The organism is Nocardioides sp. (assembly GCF_029937575.1).
Classification (GTDB): domain Bacteria; phylum Actinomycetota; class Actinomycetes; order Propionibacteriales; family Nocardioidaceae; genus Nocardioides.
Genome location: NZ_JAPYPS010000074.1, coordinates 2,768 through 18,620, shown reverse-complemented (window position 1 = coordinate 18,620; position 15,853 = coordinate 2,768). Strand labels below are relative to the sequence as shown.

Sequence of the window (15,853 nt, the reverse complement as noted above, 5' to 3'; positions counted from 1 at the left end):
CCTCGGCGGCCTGGCGGGCGAGCTCGGCCTGCTCGGCGGCGACGGTGTCGGCGACGCGTGCGCGGGCCTCGGCCGCGGCCACCGCGCGGTGGGCGGTGCGGGCCTCGCGCTGCTGGGCCAGCGTGTCGGCGCCGCCCGAATCGACCGACTCTCCCTGCTCGCCTGCATCGACGGGTGCGCCCACATCGACGGGTGCGGCCGCATCGACGGCTTCGACCGTTTCGACCGGCCCGGCGGCGTAGACCGGGTCCTCGGCGGGCTCGGGCAGCGTGATCCGGCTGTAGGCCGCCACCCGGGCCAGGACGTCGTCCTGCTTGTCCTCGGCGACCGCCTGCGCCGCCGCGTCCGAGGGGTCGGCGACGGCCTCGACCTGCTCCACGTCCGGGGCCGTCGAGCCCTCCGCGGCGTCTCCCACGCCGTCCGCCTCTTGGGCGTCGTCCACGACGGGCTCGGCTGCGGGAGCCGGGAGCTCGACCCGCGCAGTGGGGGGCATCACCGCGGCCGAGGCGATCGGCGTACTCACCAGGGTGTCGAGCTGCGCCAGGGCCGCTGCGCGCACGAACTCCTCGTCGCTTGCCTGTACGACGGGGGAGCCGGTTGAGCCGGACGACTCCCGGCGGGGCTTGCGCCACCTGCGGCCGCGGGCGCCGTCGACGTCGGGCTCGGAGCTCATGGGCGGATGGTACCTACGGGGGCGGCGACGCTGGGGGACCTGCTCAGCGGGTGTACTGCACGTGCGTGTCGCTGGCCGCGTGGGCGAAGCCGGACGACGCGTAGAGCTCGCGCGCGGGGGTGTTGTCGGACTCGACGTACAGGATCACCTCGGCCACGCCTGCCGCGGCGAGGTGGTGCAGGCCGGCGAGGGTGAGCACCCGGCCCAGGCCACGGCCCTGGGCGTGCGGCCCGACGGCGACGACGTACACCTCGCCCGTCGTGGCGTCGTGCTGCTTGGTCCAGTGGAAGCCGAGCATCGCCGAGGGTTCCGCGTCGTCGACGGCGATCAGCAGGCCCTCGGGGTCGTACCACGGCTCCGCCATCCGCTCGGCCAGCTCGGCGGCGTCCATCTGGCCCTGCTCGGGGTGGTGGGCGAAGGCTGCGGCGTTGATCGCGAGCAGATCGCCGGCGTCGGAGTCGCGGTAGCCCCGGATGCGTACGCCGTCGGGCAGGTCGAGGGGCGGCAGCGGGTCGGCGGTGGGTCGCCGCATCACCCACAGCTCGCGGGTACGACGCCAGCTGTCGCGCTCCGCGAGCCGGACCGCGGCGGGGTGGTCGCCGTGCGACCAGGCCCGGTCGAGGGGGTGCTCCGAGCCGACCGCGAGCCCGAGCAACCGCCCTCCGACGCCGTGTCCGCGCGCCTCGGGGGAGACCGCCAGCGTCAGGTCGCCGTCGCGGACCAGCGCGAACCCGCCGTCCTCCACCCACAGCCCGGCTCCCTCGAGCCCGCCGTGCTTGAGTCGCAGGACGGCGTGCTCGTCGAGCGGGTCCTGTCCGTCGGCAGCCACACAGGCCTCCCGGACGGCGGTGACGACGTCGAGTTCACTCACCCGCCGACCCTAGCCACCCCCGTCCCCACTGGAGCACCACGGAGGCTGAGCAGCGAGCGCCAGCGAGCGTCGACGAAGCCCCGTGCGGGTGCCGGCCGCTGCCATGCTCGCGGGGCTTCGTCGACGGCCTCGCCCAGGGGCTCGGCCTGCTCAGCCTCCGAGTGCGCCTACGGCGCCTCCAGCTCCAACGTCACCGGCCCGTCGTTGACGGAGGCCACCTGCATGTCCGCCCCGAAGACGCCCCGCTCGACCGACGCGCCGAGCCGGGTGAGCTCGGCGCAGACCGCGTCGTACAACGGTTCGCTCACGGGGCCGGGGGCGGCCGCGGCCCAGGTGGGTCGCCGCCCCTTGCGGGCGTCGCCGTACAGCGTGAACTGGCTGACCACCAGCACCGGCGCACCCACGTCGGAGGCCGAGGCCTCGTCGCGGAGCAGGCGCAGGTCCCAGATCTTGCGGGCGGTCCAGGCGACCTGGTCGGGGCCGTCGTCGTGGGTGACGCCGAGATAGACGAGCAGGCCGGGGCGGTCGAGGGCGCCGACGACCTCGCCCTCGACGGAGACGGAGGCGGTCAGGACACGTTGGACGACGGCTCGCACTCGCCCATTGTCCCGCGCCGGGTCTCGCGCCGGACTACCGTCGCGCCCATGGGGTGCAGGAACCGAGCGGTCGCATGCCTGACGGCTGCGCTGGCCTCGCTGGCGCTCGTCACGACCGGCTGCGGCACCGCCAAGGCCGGCGAGGAGGGAGCCGGGCCCCCAGGCGACCCGCTGCGGGTGCTGCTGGCCGGCGACTCGATCACGGCCGGCTACTACGCGTCCGGCGAGGACCGGTCCTACGCGGCGCTCCTCGAGGACGAGTGGGACGACACCGCCCCGGTCGACGCCCACAACATCGGGCAGCCCGGCGCCCGCGCCTGGCGGATCGCCCGCGCCGTCGCCGAGCTGGACCCCGCAGCCCTCGACGTCGCCGTGCTCGAGGTGGGCGCCAACGACGTGGGGAAGTCCACGGTCGCGGAGTACTCCGAGTCGGTGGACCGCCTGGCCGACAACGCCGAGACCGGCTCGCCCGGCCTGCTCACCGTCTGCCTCGGCCCGTGGAACGACCCGGTCGCCAGCGCCGCCTACGACGAGGCCGTGGCCCAGGTCTGCGACGGCGGCGGACGGGTCTACGTGCAGGTCAGCGACCTCTTCGTCGAGGAGGGGATGCGGGGCCCGGCCGGGGTCGAGACGCCGTACGGCGAGCGCGACGCCTTCCACCCCAACGACCGCGCCCACGCCGAGATCGCGCGGCGGATCGCCGACGTCGTCCACGAGGCCGGCCTGACCTGAGGGCCCCACCCCTGGCCAGGACGACCCCGAGGCCGACCCCGACCCCGCCTCAGCGCACGATCACCCGGATCCGACGCGAGCTCGGCTCGAGCACGTCCGATCCCCGGTGGGTGGCGACGACCTGGAGCTTGGTCTTCTTCGTGACCTTGCCGAGTCGCTTCTTCTTGAGCTTGGCCTTGGTCGCATACGTGCAGTCGGCGCTCAGCGACGCCTTCTTCTTCGCCACCGTGCGCTTGCCCTTCGTCACCACGATCTTGGCCTTGCCAGCGCAGGTGTCGGCGTCCGCGACGAAGTCACCCGTCAAGGCGCCCTTCAGCCTGAAGACGTACGGCGCCCGCCGGTCGCGCTTCGGCTTCGCCTTGAGCGTGTGCTTCGGCCGGACGGTGACCCCCGGCTCCGGGTCCGGGTCGGGCTCGGGCTCCGGGTCCGGGTCGGGCTCGACCACCGGCGCCACGGTCTGCACCAGCGCCCCGACCGGCACGTCGCCGAAGCTGGCCGGGGTCTCGTCGTCGCCGATCGCGACGACCGGGACGCCGTAGCCGAGCTTGCCGGCGTTGCCGTGGCCCCAGCAGCGCAGGGTGCCGCCGGCCAGGACCGCGCAGGCGTGGTTCTCGCCGCTGACGGTGAGGGCGGTGCCGCCCAGGTCGAGGTCACCCGCGTCGGCCGGGGTCTCGAAGCCGGGGGTCACCCCGCCGCCGATGTCGTCGGTCATCGCGTAGCCGGTGCGGCCGTAGAGACCCCAGCCCCAGCACCGGGTCCCGCCGGACTCGAGCACGGCGCAGGTGAAGGCGCCCGCCGCGGCGATCGCCGTGGCCGGTCCGCCGACGGGGACGTCGCCGACCTTCTCCGGGGTCTCGTACCCCTCCACCTGACCGTCGCCGACGTCGAGCAGATCGCCGTAGCCGAGTCGCCCGTTGTCGCCGTTGCCCCAGCACCGCACGCCGCCGCCGTCGAGGACGGCGCACGTGTGCGAGGTGCCCGCCGAGAGGGCCGTCACGGGCCCGCCGACGGCGACGTCCGGGGCGTTGCTGGCCAGGGTGATGCCGGCCTCGGAGCCGTAACCCAGGGCGCCGTACACCCCCTGGCCCCAGCAGCGCACCGCCCCGGTGACCAGAAGCGCGCAGGTGTGGTTGACGCCGGTGGCGACCCCGGTGGCCGCGGTGTCGAGGGGCACGTCGCCCACGTCGGCCGGGGTCTCGTCGTCCCCGATGGGCTCGAAGATGCCGTAGCCGAGCTTGCCGTAGTTGGGGGCTCCCCAGCAGCGGATCGCGCCGTCGTCGAGCACCACGCAGGTCTGGTCGTCGCTGACCGAGAGCGAGACCGCCGTACCGCCCAACGGCACGTCGCCGGCGTCGGCCGGCGTCTCCAGGCCGGGGGTGAGGCCGTCGCCGACGGTCTGGGTGTGGCCGTAGCCGAGCTGCCCGACCTCGTTGAGCCCCCAGCAGCGGACCGCGCCGGTGAGCATCAGGGCGCAGGTGTGGTCCTTGCCGGCGCCCACGGCGATGGCCGGACCGCCGAGGGGTACGTCGCCCGCGGCCGCGGCGGTCTCGGCGCCGAGGACGCTGCCGTCCCCGACCCGGGCGGTGTTGCCGTAGCCCAGGCGGCCGTCGTCACCGTTGCCCCAGCACCGCACGGCCTGCTCGACGGTGACCACGCACGAGTGGTTGTAGCCGGCGCTGACGGAGGCGGCCGCGACCGGTTCGTCGACGGACCGGGTGGGGCTGGCGGTCGCCGCGGGAGGACCCAGCAGACTGAGCACCCCCACGACGAGCACGAGCGGGAGCAACAGACGAGCCAGACGGGACATGAGCGGTTCCTCTCCACGCGAGGCCCGAGCGGCCACACGACCTCCCAGCCTGATCCTGGACCGGCCGCGGTGCCAGGAGGGCGAGCCACAGGGTTAGCGCCCCCGCTCCGCAGGTGTACGGCGACCTGCCGCGGCGTGGTCGGTCCCTGTCCAGCACCTCGGGGGATCCCTATGCTCGTGCGCGATGACTCTGACCTCGGGCGCAGCCGTGCTGGTGGAGCGTGAGGACGACCTCGCCTCCCTGATGGCCTCGCTGCGCGCGGCCGCCTCGGGTCAGGGCTCGTGCGTGCTGGTCGAGGGGCCCGCTGGCATCGGCAAGACGTCGCTGCTCGACGCCGCCATCGCTGCCGCCGAGACCGGGGCCACGGCCACCTCGAGCCTGCCGGCCGGTTCGCGGCTCCTGCTCTGCCGGCACCGCTGCACCACCGGCGAGGCGCACCAGCCCTTCGCGGCGGTGATCGGCCTGCTGGCGGAGGCCGTCTTCGCCCGCCCGGTCGACGACTTCCGCGGCGCGAGCGCGCTCGCCGTACCCCTCTTCCGCGACGGCGAGACCGGCCACCGCGGGGAGTTCCCGCTGCTGCACGGCCTGCACTGGCTGACGGTGAGCCTGAGCGAGGAGCGGCCGCTGGTGCTGGTGGTCGACGACGTGCAGTGGGCCGACCCGGCGTCCGTGCGGTTCCTGCGCTACCTCGCGGAGCGCGTCGCGGGCCACCGGATCCTGCTCCTCGTCGGTGCGCGGACCGGCGAGCCGGCGCACCCCGACCTCGTGGACTTCCTCGAGCGCCCGCAGGCCAGGCTCACCCTCGAGCCGCTCAGCGGCGACGGCGTGCGCGCGGTCACCGACGCGGTCACCGGGCAGTCCGGGCCGGGGGTCGAGGCACTGGCGGCGCAGGTCGCCGGGCGCAGCGGCGGCAACCCGTTCTTCGTCCACGAGCTGCTGCGCCACGTGACGCCCGGGCTGACCGGGGTCGACGCGACGCCGTCGTCGGTGGTCGAGGCGGTCCAGCGCCAGCTCGCGACGCTGCCCCCGCCGGCGGCCGACGTGGCGGTGGCCGTCGCGACGCTGGGGGAGGCCACCTCGGTCGGTGAGGTCGCCGCCCTGACCTGCAACGACGTCCGCACCACGGCCCTGGCGGTCGACGACCTGGTCGCCGCGGCGCTGCTCGACGACGTCGACCCGCGCCGTTTCCGGCACCCGTTGCTGCGCGACGCGGTGGCCAGCAGCGTCCCGGTCGGGCGGCGCCTCGACCTCGCGGCGGCCTCCGCGGAGCTGCTGGCTCCGCGGCACCCGGTGCGCGCGGCCGAGCATCTCGTCGGCGCACCCGAGCTGGCGCCCCTGCGGGAGACGTGGGTCGTGCCGACGCTGCGCGACGCCGCCCGGGTGAGCACGGTGCGCGGCGGCGGCGAGCGCGCCGTCGCCTACCTGGAGCGGGCGTTGGCCGAGCCGCTCGACCCGCCCGCCGAGTGCGACGTACGGCGGATGCTGGGCGTCCTGCTCGACGACGCCAACGACGTCACCGCCCTGGAGCACCTGGCGCGCGCGTGGGAGCTGGCGCCGACGTCGCCGGAGGCCTCGACGCCGACGGTCGCGGCCGCCTACGCCGACGCGCTGTTCCACTTCGCGCTGCTCGAGGAGTCCGGGGCCGTGTGCCGCCAGGCCCAGGAGTCGCTGGGCCCCGACGAGTCGGAGCGGCGGCTGCTGCTCGAGGCGACCGCGCTCAACTCCGAGGCGATGATCGGGATCAACCGGGACCGACCGGCCCGGTTGCAGGGCCAGGTCGAGACGGCCGCTACGCCGGGGGAGCGTGCCGTGCTCACCCACGTCGCGTGGGACCGGGCCGCCCGCGGCGACCTCGACCACCGCGACGTCGCCGACCTCGCGCGCAGGGCCGGTGGCGGCGGGCTGCTGCTGGACGAGGTCGGGCCGGCCTCGCCGCTGTTCGTCTACGCCGGTACGGCGCTCGCCTGGGCCGGCGCCTACGAGGAGGTCGCGGCCTATGCGACGGCCGGTGTCGAGCGGGCGGTGGCGGCCGGCTCCCTGGTGGGCCTGGCCTACGCGACCGCGCTGCGGGCGGGCAACGCGGTCTACCGCGGCGAGATCGCGCAGGCCGAGACCGACGCGCAGCGCGTCCTCGAGGAGCTCGCCGACGCCGACCCGATGTGCTTCGCGATGTCGGTGGGCTGGCAGCTGGAGATCTGTATCGAGCGCGAGAGTCCCGAGGTGGGCAGGACCCTGGTCGAGACGTTCGGGCTGGACGGCGAGCTGCCCGACATCGGCACCATTGACACCCTGCTGCTCTCCCGGGCTCGGCTGTGGATCGAGGTCGGCGAGCTCGACCGGGCCCTGGTCGACCTGGCCGAGGTCGCCCGGCGCGGCCGGCGCTCGTCGTACCTCAACCCGATCGCCTCGCCCTGGCGCTCGATGACCGCCCAGGTCCACCTCCTGCAGGGGCGGGCCGACGACGAGTCCCTGACGCTGGTGGACGCCGAGCTCGCTCACGCCCGCGCGTACGGCGCCCCGCGCGCGATCGGCGTCGCGCTGCTGGCTCGCGCCCGACTGGTGACCGGACGAGCCGCCGAGCAGGCCGTCGAGCACCTGCGCGAGGCACTCGACGTGCTGGACGGCTCGGGCGCCGACCTCGTGCTCGCGGAGGTGATGATCGACCTCGGCGCCCGGACCGGCGCCGGCACCTACGCGCAGCGACGGCGGATCCTGCGCGACGCGATGGACCTGGCCCACCGGTGCGGCTCGTGGCGCGCGGTCTCGCGGGCGATGGAGGCGCTGCGGGAGACCGGCGCCCGGCCCCGGCGGCCGCGGGTCAAGGGCCTGCAGGCGCTGACCCCGCAGGAGCGCCGGGTCACCCAGCTCGCGGCCACCGGTCAGGCCAACCGCGATATCGCCGAGGCGCTCTTCCTGACCCGCCGTACCGTCGAGCTGCACCTCACCAACGCCTACCGCAAGCTCGGCATCGACGGCCGCGCCGAGCTGGCCGCGGCCCTCGCCGAGCGCTGACCCGGCCCCGCAACCACCCCCGGAGGCTGAGCAGGCGAGCCCCTGGGCGAGCCGTCGACGAAGCCCCGTGACCCGATCGCCCACCTCCGGAGGCTGAGCAGGCGAGCCCCTGAGCGAGCCGTCGACGAAGCCCCGTGACCCGATCGGCCGCCTCCGGAGGCTGAGCAGGCGAGCCCCTGGGCGAGCCGTCGACGAAGCCCCGTGACCCGATCGCCCACCTCCGGAGGCTGAGCAGGCGAGCCCCTGGGCGAGCCGTCGACGAAGCCCCCGAGCCCGCGTCAGGCCTTCTCCTGCGCCCCCGCCCGCGCCGGGTTGTCCTGCTCGGCCTTCTTCGGGTCCTTCTCGTCCTGCTTGGCGCGCACGCCCTCCTCGACGCGGCGACCGAGGTCGGCGTCGACGTTGGACCAGTAGGTGAAGGCGCGGGCCAGGACCGGCTCGCTGACGCCGTTGAGGAGGTGGCCGACGATGTTGTCGACCAGACGGCCGCGTGCGTCGTCGTCCATCACCTCGCGCACCAGGGTGCCGGCCTGGCCCCAGTCGTCGTCCTCGGCGTGGTCGACGTAGGAGGCGCGCACCATGTCGCCGTCGGACTCCCAGCCGGCGACCTCGCCGTACTTCGCCGTGTCGGCAGCGGGGCCGCCGTACGAGTTGGGGGCGTAGACCGGGTCGGAGACGTTCTGCACCCGCATCGCGCCGTCCTTGCTGTAGCTGTGCACGGGGCACTGCGGGGAGTTGACGGGGATCTGGGTGTAGTTGACGCCGAGCCGCGCCCGGTGGGCGTCGGCGTAGGAGAAGAGCCGCGCCAGCAGCATCCGGTCGGGGCTCGGGCCGATGCCGGGCACCAGGTTGTTGGGCTGGAAGGCGGCCTGCTCGATCTCGGTGTGGAAGTCGGTCGGGTTGCGGTCGAGCGTCAGCGTGCCGACGTCGATCAGCGGGTAGTCGCCGTGCGGCCAGACCTTGGTGAGGTCGAACGGGTTGAACCGGTAGTCCTTCGCGTCCTCGAACGGCATCACCTGCACCTTGAGGCTCCAGGTGGGGAACTCCCCGTCGCGGATGTGCTCGAAGAGGTCGCGGCGGTGGTAGTCGGTGTCCATCGCGGCCATCTGGTCGCCCTCGTCCTGGGTGAAGCTCTCGATGCCCTGGTCGGTCTTGAAGTGGTACTTGACCCAGAACTTCTCACCCGCGGCGTTGACCCACATGTAGGTGTGGGAGGAGTAGCCGTTCATGTGACGCCACGAGCGGGGGAGCCCGCGGTCACCCATCAGCCAGGTGACCTGGTGGGCCGACTCCGGCGAGAGCGTCCAGAAGTCCCACTGCATGTCGTGGTCGCGCAGGCCGTTGTCGGCGCGACGCTTCTGGGAGCGGATGAAGTGCTGGAACTTCATCGGGTCCTTGACGAAGAAGACCGGCGTGTTGTTGCCGACCATGTCGTAGTTGCCCTCGGTGGTGTACATCTTCAGCGAGAAGCCGCGCGGGTCGCGCCACGTGTCCGGGCTGCCCCGCTCCCCGGCCACGGTCGAGAAGCGGATGAGGGTGTCGGTCCTGGTGCCGGGCTGGAAGACCGCGGCCTTCGTGTAGGCGCTGACGTCGCCGGTCACCTCGAAGTGGCCGAACGCGCCGCCGCCCTTGGCGTGCGGCTGCCGCTCCGGGATCCGCTCCCGGTTGAACTGCGCCATCTGCTCGATCAGGTAGTGGTCCTGCAGCAGGATCGGCCCGCCGGGACCGACGGTGAGCGAGTGCTCATCGCTCTCGACCGGGATCCCGGCATCGGTGGTGGTCGGCTTCGGGTCAGTCATGCAGAAGGCTCCTCGGTTCGTGGGGACAAGTCCACTGTCGAACATGGCACCCTCAGCCCCCACCGTTGGTCACCTGCACGGGTGACCACCGACCCGCAACGACAGACCGGAGGCTGAGCAGCCGAGCCCCTGGGCGAGGCGTCGACGAAGCCCCCGCAACCCAACCACCAACCGCCTCCCTCTGGCACCATCCATCCATGCCCGTAGCCCCCGAGGCCCTCCTCATCACCGTCGCCCCCACCGGGGCCGAGACGACGAAGGCCGACTGCCCCCAGCTCCCCACCACCCTGACCGAGCTGGTCCGAGCGACGCAGGAGAGCGAGCAGGCGGGCGCGGCGATGGTCCACGTCCACATCCGCGACGACGACCACCGACCCTCGCTGGACCCGGTGCGCCTGAAGGACACCGTCGACGCGCTGCACGAGAGCACCGACCTGATCGTCCAGCTCTCCACCGGCGGCTCGGTCCACGACCTCCTCGACGCCCGACTGAAGGTCCTCGACGCGGCCCCCGACTCGTGCAGCCTCACGATGGGCACCACCAACTTCGGCGACGACGTCTTCAGCAACCCGTGGCCGTTCATCTGCGACCTCTACCAGCTCAGCCAGGAGCGCGAGGTCGTCCCGGAGTTCGAGCTCTTCGACCTCGGCCACGTCGCGGCGCTGGCCCGCCTGATCACCCGCTACGGCCCGCCGTACGGCGGCAAGGTGCACGTCGACTTCGTGATGGGCGTCCCCGGCGGGATGCCCGGCACCACCGACGCCCTCGTGGCCGGCGTCGCCGCCCTCCCACCCGAGGTCACCTCGTGGAGCGCGACCGGCATCGGCCGCTCGACGCTCGCCGTCGGCCTGGCCGCGCTGAGCAAGGGCGGCCACCTGCGCGTCGGCATGGAGGATGTCCTCACCCTGAGCCGCGGCGTCCCCGTCGACTCCAACGCCCAGCTCGTCGAGCGCGCCGTCGCGATGGGGGAGCTGGCGCAGCGCCGCCCGATGACGCCGACCGAGGCGCGTGAGCTGCTCGGGTGCCGCTGAGTGTGGCTCACACGTCGTCCGCGCATAGGGTTCCCGTGTGAGCGACTTCTTCTCGTTCCGGAACTCCGGGCTGATGGTGCTGGCCGTCATCGTGGCCGGCATCTGCTGGGTCGCGCTGCAGACTCCGTCCCCGCCGCTCTCGGGCGGTACGGCGTTCGACCCGGCGCCGGACCCGTTCGGCGACCCGACCCCCACCGCCACGGACCCGGCCGAGCCCGCCGAGCCGTCCGACGAGGCGACGTTCGTGGTGCTCGGCGACTCCTTCGCCAACACCGCTGCGGGGACCACCGGCGACGCCTGGCCTGCCCTGATCGCTGCTGAGCTCGGCGCCAACGTCGAGCTCAGCGCACCTGCCGGATCCGGCTACGTCGCCTCTGGCGAGGGCGACCCGATGAAGAAGCGGGTGCCTCGCGTGCTGGAGCGGTTCCCCGACGTCGACCTCTGGGTGATGGCGGCCGGCTACGACGACATCGCCGCCAACACCCCGCGGGCCAAGATCGCGGCCGGTGCCGAGAAGGCCCTCACCACTCTTGCGGCCGGCACCGACGCGCCCATCGTGATGGTCTCGCCGTTCGCCCCCGGGGCGCCGTCGCCGACGGCGATCACGGTGGGCGGCGTCCTGCAGGGGACCTGCGAGACCTCCACCCAGTGCCAGTACGTCGACGCAACGGCGTGGCTCGACAAGCCGGGCGCTGTCGACGGCGCCGGCCTCCCGACGGAGAAGGGTCAGAAGATCCTGCGCAAGAAGTTCCTCAAGGCGCTGCCTGCGGTGTGACGTGCGTCGGGAGGGATCTGCGCTTATCCGGTCGACTGCCGTGCGCTACGGCAGGACGATGAGGCGACCCTTGGCACGTATCGCTGCGACGTGTGCGGCCTGCTCGGTCGGCTGTCGGCCCGCGACGGGTCGACCGTGAGGGTCCTGCGATCGTGCCAGCGTCGCCGCTCACACTGTCGCGACGACGACCACGCGAGGACTGGCACACTCGAAGGTGGTCGTGTGTGGTGCTCGCTGTTCAGCTGGGTGTAGAGATCATGGTGTGCGCGATAGACTTCGAGAATGAGCCGTGACCAGCAGCGCGTAGAGCCGTGCTCGGTTGTCGAGCGAGCGGATGTTCACGAGGCCCGTGATGAAGATGTCCGAGCGGCCGTAAGCCGCATCATCGAGCGGGATCGGGAATTACTTGAGCGCCTCGCTCGATGACCAACCGTCTCACGGTTCCGCAAGTCATTGCGATGAACGAGGTTCTGTGCATCCAAAGCGGTGAGCCGGCCGCTCTCCTGGATCGAGGTGGGCTTGAGGCCGCGATCGAACGGCCTTGGAGCGGGTTCGGCGACACGGAGTTGTTTCCGAGCCTGTACGAGAAGGCTGCAGCGCTGCTGCACGCGATCGCGTCTCGACAGGTCTTCGAGAACGGGAACAAGCGGACCGCGTGGGTGGCGGCAACGACCTTCCTTGAGGTTAACGGCTTGACATCGGTCACACGCACCCATCACAGACGAACATGTTCGTGCGCGCGACCGGCCTGGACCACACCCTGACCATTGCCGAGATTGCCGAGTGGCTTCAGGTCGCACACCAGTACGTGCATACCGCGAACTGGTCCCCGCTCCAGACGTCCGAGATCCCAGCGCTAGTAGCCGAGACAAACCGCCTTGTCGCCGCCGTCGTGGTGGCTTCGGTACGACAGACCGGGGAGAGTTCGGGTTCGGACGCCCACGCGCAGGCGACAGGTGACCTGCAAGATCTGATCAGCGCTCTGCTGACGAGCGACAACGTCACTGCGCACAACGCCTTACTTGCGGCCTCACGCGTCTATGCGGCCCTCATCCGAGAATTGTGCGTCAAGCTCGGGATCGAGCCAGTGGACCTGACTCAGCGATTCCTGCTGAATCTGCACAAAGCCGAGGAATAGCGGCAGGCGGCTGACGCCGGAGCGGATCCTGAAGGGGACAACCCGTCAGAAGCACCCGTGACCCAGCCTCGCCACTTCAATTCCTCTACCCGGGCCCGACAGAGTTCCGGGCCGTACTCGACGCCGCCGCTGCCCGGCTTGGTCACCACCGCCGTCCGCGACTCCGAGCGCTTCGTCATCGTCCCCGCCGAGCAGCTGCGCGCGGAGCTCACCCGGTTGCTTCCCTCCCGTGCCGAGGTCCTGGCCGAGGGCGGCGGTTGGGCGGTGATCATTCCCGGTCTGCCCGTGCGCGGCGACGGCGAGAGCTTCGACTCCGCACTCGATGATGCGATCCAGGCCCTGCGCGAGTACGCCGAGGACTGGAACGAGCGACTGCGCCTGGCGCCCAACCACGCCCGACACCGCGCAGTCGTCGAACTGGTGGAACTCTCGCCCGACGCTCAGGTCCGCGACTGGCTGCTCGGCGGCGCCATCACCGTGAGCGCAAACGCGGGTGTCCAAGACGGCCCAGGACGCCTCCAGACCGCGTGAACGCCGGCACCCGGGTCCCATGAACGAGCACTGGACCACGCCGCAGTCGTAGCAGCTCCCGCACGTGCGCTGTCGAGGCAGAGTGCGCACCTGCGCTCCCCTCAATACACCAGCGTCTGCACGCCGTCCTGCAGCACGAGCTCAGCGAAGACCGCGGCCCCCGCGATCCGCGCACCCTCGACCAGGTCGACCTCGGTCAACGAGCGTCGCGCAGCACACTGTGAGCACACGGTGACCTCGCCGGCGGCCAGGACCGAGCCCAGCAGGTCCACCACACCGACGGCATGCTCCAACCCGAGATCCGGCTGCCGATCCCGTACGGCGAACCACACCGCCTCGCCCGTCAGCCACAACGACACCGGAGCTCCGAGCGCCACGGCGGAGGCGGCCACGGTCAGCCCCTGGTTGGCCCGCTCTGCGGACTCGGCTCCGCAGGTCAGCTTGACGGCGAGGGTGCGGGACATGCGCTGAGCCTACGGGGGGTTTCGAGGCTCGTCGCTGGCGCTCCTCGCACCTCAACCACCGAGGCCCCGCCCGCGCCTGACCACTAGGGTGGACCCCGTGTTTCACATCCCCGAGAACCTCCACCCCAACTGCGGCCCCGTCGCCTGGCTCCTGGGCACCTGGGCCGGCAACGGCCATGGTGACTACCCGACGATCGAGCCCTACCAGTACGGCCAGGAGCTCGTCTTCCAGCAGGACGGGCGCCCGTTCCTGCACTACTTCGCTCGGTCGTGGGTCATCGACGAGGCAGGCGAGAAGGTCCGCGATGCCGCGCAGGAGACCGGCTTCCTGAGGTGCCTCGAGGACGGCAAGCTCGAGCTGGTGCTCGCGCACAACACCGGCTTCTCCGAGATCTGGTACGGCGTCGCCGAGGGCGGCAAGGTCGAGCTGCACACCGCCGGTGTCGGCTTCACCGAGACCGCCAAGGAGGTCACAGCCGGGCACCGGCTCTACGGCAACGTCGAGGGCGACCTGCTCTACGCCTACGACATGGAGGCGATGGGCCAGGAGCTCCAACCCCACCTGTGGGCGCGCCTGCAGCGCCAGGGCTGACCCACATCGACCCCATGACCCACGACCACGAGCAGACCGAGTCCGACTGGCGCGACGAGCTCCGCTCCCGCGGTTTCCGGCTCACGCCCCAGCGCGAGCTCATCCTCACCGCCGTCCAGGACCTGGGCCACGCCACCCCGGACCAGGTCCACGCCCACGTGCGCACGTCGTCATCGGCGGTCAACCTGTCGACGGTCTACCGCACCCTGGAAGTGCTGGAGGAGGTCGGGCTGATCCGGCACGCCCACCTCAGTGACCGGGCCCCGACGTACCACTCCGTGCACGGGCACGAGCACTTCCACCTGGTCTGTCGGAATTGCAAGCGCGTCACGTCCGTTGAGACCGGTGTGCTGGGTTCGTTGCGCGCCACGTTGGCCGCCGAGCACGGTTTCGAGATCGACGAAGGGCACCTCACGGTGTTCGGGACCTGTCAGGGAGGATGTGCACCATGACCGACAGCCCCTTGCTCACGCTCCCCGGAGCGGTGGCCGGCAACGGCATCGACGCACCGGTGGCCGCGCACTACGGATCGTTCAACACCGAGCAGCGCGCCCTGGAAGCGGGGGAGGGCTTCGTCGACCTGTCGCACCACGACGTGTTCCGGATCGCCGGGCCCGACCGCCTCACCTGGCTGCACTCGCTGACCACGCAGTACTTCCTCGACCTCGCCCCCGACGTGGCGACCCAGGGCCTGATCCTCAGCCCCAACGGCCACGTCGAGCACGAGTTCCGCGGGACCGACGACGGCGAGGCCTTCACCGCCTGGACCGAGCCCGGCGCGTCGGCCGCGTTGGTCGAGTTCCTCGAGCGGATGAAGTTCATGACCCGCGTCGACATCACCGACGAGACCGCGGCGCAGGCCCTCACGTGGCGTCCCGCCACCGGCTACCGGCTGGTCCCGCGCGACCAGCTGACCACGTACGCCGAGGCTGCCGGGCCGGCTGCCGGCCTGTGGGCCTTCGAGGCCCTGCGGATCGCGCGCGGCGAGGCGCGCTTCGGCATCGACACCGACCACCGCTCCATCCCCAACGAGATGGGCTGGATCGGGCCCGCGGTGCACCTCGACAAGGGCTGCTACCGAGGCCAGGAGACCGTCGCGCGTGTCCACACGCTGGGGCGTCCGCCGCGACGCCTGACGCTGCTCCACCTCGACGGCTCCGAGAACCGACTCCCCGAGGTCGGCGCCGACGTGGTCCTCGGAGGCGGGGGAGAGAAGGTCGTCGGCTACGTCGGCTCCTCGGCCCGCCACCACGAGCTCGGCCCGATCGCCCTGGCCGTGCTCAAGCGCAACACCCCGGTAGACGCACCGCTGCTCACGGACGGCATCGACGCCGCCCAGGAGATCGTGGTCGACCCCGAGGTGGGGCTCCACGTGCGCCCCCTTCGCTGACCCCGCGTGGATCCGGCCTGGCGCCGGCGGCTCGCCGCCGCGGTGACCGCGGTCTGCCTGACCTACCTGGTCGGGAGCCTGCTCTTCGACCAGCGCCAGGGGGAGGGCCCGGTCATCCTGGTGCTGACCGCCACGCACGGAGTGCACAGCGGCGACGTCCCGGTCGTGCTCGCCTGGCTCGTCGGCGTCGGATGTTGCGCCTGGATCGCCTTGAAAGACTGACCGCCGTGCCCGTGCCGCATCGATGTCACGAGACCGTCGACCAGCGGTAACCGGATTGCGCCATGCTGAGCGCATGGGATGGAGGAAGCGCACCTGGAGGCGGGTCCGGTGCAAGTGGAAGTACGGAGTGGCATGCCCGCACATGCCGCCCCACCGCTAGCCCGACTCGGAGGCTGAGCAGCGAGCGCCAGCGAGCGTCGACGAAGCCCCGTGAGCGGGACA

Annotated in this window: 17 protein-coding genes; 11 read left to right on the top strand and 6 right to left on the bottom strand. The window is 72.3% G+C overall.

Going from position 1 to position 15,853, the window contains the following annotated elements:
* The 3 genes from Q1K33_RS18055 to dtd all read right to left on the bottom strand — a co-directional run.
* Nucleotides 1–673, bottom strand: a 673-nt coding sequence (locus Q1K33_RS18055) for a hypothetical protein (protein WP_300406135.1), incomplete at its 3' end; no start/stop codon positions are given.
* A gap of 43 nt (nucleotides 674–716) precedes the next feature.
* The gene (gene mshD, locus Q1K33_RS18050) at nucleotides 717–1,544 is read right to left on the bottom strand and encodes a mycothiol synthase (protein WP_300406134.1); all 828 of its coding nucleotides are present in this window, start codon (nucleotides 1,542–1,544) and stop codon (nucleotides 717–719) included.
* Between the two features lie 167 nt (nucleotides 1,545–1,711).
* Nucleotides 1,712–2,140 carry a D-aminoacyl-tRNA deacylase gene (gene dtd / locus Q1K33_RS18045; RefSeq protein WP_300406133.1) on the bottom strand — a complete coding sequence of 143 codons (429 nt, stop codon included), beginning with the start codon at nucleotides 2,138–2,140 and terminating at the stop codon, nucleotides 1,712–1,714.
* 48 nt (nucleotides 2,141–2,188) lie between these two features.
* Between dtd and Q1K33_RS18040 the strand changes: the two genes are divergently transcribed.
* Nucleotides 2,189–2,872 (top strand): SGNH/GDSL hydrolase family protein, encoded by a 684-nt coding sequence (locus tag Q1K33_RS18040; RefSeq protein WP_300406132.1) that lies wholly within the window; start codon nucleotides 2,189–2,191, stop codon nucleotides 2,870–2,872.
* Between the two features lie 49 nt (nucleotides 2,873–2,921).
* On the opposite strand, the gene Q1K33_RS18035 is transcribed toward Q1K33_RS18040, so the two are convergent.
* Nucleotides 2,922–4,679: a hypothetical protein gene (locus tag Q1K33_RS18035; RefSeq protein ID WP_300406131.1), complete on the bottom strand. Its 1,758-nt coding sequence runs from the start codon at nucleotides 4,677–4,679 to the stop codon at nucleotides 2,922–2,924.
* Between the two features lie 184 nt (nucleotides 4,680–4,863).
* Between Q1K33_RS18035 and Q1K33_RS18030 the strand changes: the two genes are divergently transcribed.
* A complete protein-coding gene (locus Q1K33_RS18030) occupies nucleotides 4,864–7,692 on the top strand; it encodes a LuxR family transcriptional regulator (RefSeq protein ID WP_300406130.1) in 2,829 nt (942 codons plus the stop codon).
* Between the two features lie 278 nt (nucleotides 7,693–7,970).
* Here Q1K33_RS18030 and Q1K33_RS18025 read toward each other — a convergent pair whose 3' ends face one another.
* Nucleotides 7,971–9,488 (bottom strand): catalase, encoded by a 1,518-nt coding sequence (locus tag Q1K33_RS18025; RefSeq protein ID WP_300406129.1) that lies wholly within the window; start codon nucleotides 9,486–9,488, stop codon nucleotides 7,971–7,973.
* A gap of 197 nt (nucleotides 9,489–9,685) precedes the next feature.
* On the opposite strand from Q1K33_RS18025, the gene Q1K33_RS18020 reads away from it, so the two are divergent.
* From Q1K33_RS18020 to Q1K33_RS18005, 5 genes are all read left to right on the top strand, one after another.
* Complete coding sequence (locus Q1K33_RS18020) at nucleotides 9,686–10,519, top strand: 3-keto-5-aminohexanoate cleavage protein (protein ID WP_300406128.1); 834 nt, start codon at nucleotides 9,686–9,688, stop codon at nucleotides 10,517–10,519.
* Nucleotides 10,520–10,556: 37 nt separating this feature from the next.
* Nucleotides 10,557–11,294 carry a GDSL-type esterase/lipase family protein gene (locus Q1K33_RS18015; RefSeq protein ID WP_300406127.1) on the top strand — a complete coding sequence of 246 codons (738 nt, stop codon included), beginning with the start codon at nucleotides 10,557–10,559 and terminating at the stop codon, nucleotides 11,292–11,294.
* Between the two features lie 422 nt (nucleotides 11,295–11,716).
* Entirely contained in the window at nucleotides 11,717–12,058 is a 342-nt protein-coding gene (locus Q1K33_RS20790) for a Fic family protein (protein ID WP_363319750.1), read from the top strand.
* The gene (locus Q1K33_RS18010) at nucleotides 12,028–12,432 is read left to right on the top strand and encodes a hypothetical protein (RefSeq protein ID WP_300406126.1); all 405 of its coding nucleotides are present in this window, start codon (nucleotides 12,028–12,030) and stop codon (nucleotides 12,430–12,432) included. The genes Q1K33_RS20790 and Q1K33_RS18010 overlap by 31 nt, the downstream gene beginning before the upstream one ends.
* Before the next feature lie 138 nt (nucleotides 12,433–12,570).
* A complete protein-coding gene (locus tag Q1K33_RS18005) occupies nucleotides 12,571–12,963 on the top strand; it encodes a hypothetical protein (protein WP_300406125.1) in 393 nt (130 codons plus the stop codon).
* 101 nt (nucleotides 12,964–13,064) lie between these two features.
* On the opposite strand, the gene Q1K33_RS18000 is transcribed toward Q1K33_RS18005, so the two are convergent.
* A complete protein-coding gene (locus Q1K33_RS18000; RefSeq protein WP_300406124.1) occupies nucleotides 13,065–13,427 on the bottom strand; it encodes a DsrE family protein in 363 nt (120 codons plus the stop codon).
* 97 nt (nucleotides 13,428–13,524) lie between these two features.
* Between Q1K33_RS18000 and Q1K33_RS17995 the strand changes: the two genes are divergently transcribed.
* From Q1K33_RS17995 to Q1K33_RS17980, 4 genes are read left to right on the top strand one after another with little or no spacing between them, the layout of a single operon-like run.
* The gene (locus Q1K33_RS17995; protein WP_300406123.1) at nucleotides 13,525–14,019 is read left to right on the top strand and encodes an FABP family protein; all 495 of its coding nucleotides are present in this window, start codon (nucleotides 13,525–13,527) and stop codon (nucleotides 14,017–14,019) included.
* A gap of 14 nt (nucleotides 14,020–14,033) precedes the next feature.
* The gene (locus Q1K33_RS17990; protein ID WP_300406122.1) at nucleotides 14,034–14,471 is read left to right on the top strand and encodes a transcriptional repressor; all 438 of its coding nucleotides are present in this window, start codon (nucleotides 14,034–14,036) and stop codon (nucleotides 14,469–14,471) included.
* Entirely contained in the window at nucleotides 14,468–15,409 is a 942-nt protein-coding gene (locus Q1K33_RS17985) for a folate-binding protein (protein WP_300406121.1), read from the top strand. The genes Q1K33_RS17990 and Q1K33_RS17985 overlap by 4 nt, the downstream gene beginning before the upstream one ends.
* A gap of 6 nt (nucleotides 15,410–15,415) precedes the next feature.
* A complete protein-coding gene (locus Q1K33_RS17980) occupies nucleotides 15,416–15,631 on the top strand; it encodes a hypothetical protein (RefSeq protein ID WP_300406120.1) in 216 nt (71 codons plus the stop codon).
* Nucleotides 15,632–15,853 lie beyond the last annotated feature (222 nt).

Coding starts and splice junctions, on each gene's coding strand:
- Q1K33_RS18040 (WP_300406132.1), top strand. CDS start 2,189: ATGGGGTGCAGGAACCGAGCGGTCGCATGCCTGACGGCTGCGCTGGCC.
- Q1K33_RS18035 (WP_300406131.1), bottom strand. CDS start 4,679: ATGTCCCGTCTGGCTCGTCTGTTGCTCCCGCTCGTGCTCGTCGTGGGG.
- Q1K33_RS18030 (WP_300406130.1), top strand. CDS start 4,864: ATGACTCTGACCTCGGGCGCAGCCGTGCTGGTGGAGCGTGAGGACGAC.
- Q1K33_RS18025 (WP_300406129.1), bottom strand. CDS start 9,488: ATGACTGACCCGAAGCCGACCACCACCGATGCCGGGATCCCGGTCGAG.
- Q1K33_RS18020 (WP_300406128.1), top strand. CDS start 9,686: ATGCCCGTAGCCCCCGAGGCCCTCCTCATCACCGTCGCCCCCACCGGG.
- Q1K33_RS20790 (WP_363319750.1), top strand. CDS start 11,717: ATGACCAACCGTCTCACGGTTCCGCAAGTCATTGCGATGAACGAGGTT.
- Q1K33_RS18000 (WP_300406124.1), bottom strand. CDS start 13,427: ATGTCCCGCACCCTCGCCGTCAAGCTGACCTGCGGAGCCGAGTCCGCA.
- Q1K33_RS17990 (WP_300406122.1), top strand. CDS start 14,034: ATGACCCACGACCACGAGCAGACCGAGTCCGACTGGCGCGACGAGCTC.
- Q1K33_RS17985 (WP_300406121.1), top strand. CDS start 14,468: ATGACCGACAGCCCCTTGCTCACGCTCCCCGGAGCGGTGGCCGGCAAC.